The organism is Streptomyces sp. 7R007 (assembly GCF_054850255.1).
Genome location: NZ_JBTWMV010000162.1, coordinates 1 through 553, shown reverse-complemented (window position 1 = coordinate 553; position 553 = coordinate 1). Strand labels below are relative to the sequence as shown.

The following is a 553-nucleotide window of genomic DNA, read 5'->3' as shown; positions in this document are numbered from 1 at the left end:
ATGGGGCGGACTCATCGACCTGCCCCACGACACCGACCACCACACCACCCACCGCCTCGCCACCCTCCTCACCCCCGGCCACCCCGAAGACCAACTCGCCATCCGTTCCTCCGCGGTGTGGGCGCGCCGGCTGGAGCATGCCCCGCCGGAGGACGGCCCGGACACCGAGTGGCGGCCGGTCGGCACGACGTTGATCACCGGTGGCACGGGAGGCATCGGCGCCCATCTGGCCCGGTGGCTGGCCGCGGCCGGCGCGCCCCACCTCCTGCTCCTCAGCCGCCGCGGCCCCGACGCCCCCGGCGCCACCGAACTCGCCGAGGACATCAAGAACTCGGGCGCGGCCGTCACCATCACCGCCTGCGACGCCGCCGACCGCGCCCACCTGGAAGACGCTCTCCGGTCCGTTCCCGCGGACCTGCCTCTGACCACCGTCATCCACGCGGCGGGTGTGATGAGTTACGCCCCTCTGGCCGACCTCACTCCGGCCGGGCTGAGCGATGTGCTCGCCGGCAAGGCGCGGGCGGCGGCCCACCTGCACGAGCTGACCCAGGAG

Annotated in this window: 1 protein-coding gene; it reads left to right on the top strand. The window is 74.3% G+C overall.

All coding sequences use genetic code 11. The features are described from left to right. Positions 1–553 (top strand): SDR family NAD(P)-dependent oxidoreductase (locus tag ACYF6T_RS44605; protein ID WP_461703713.1); only part of this gene is annotated, 553 nt, incomplete at both ends.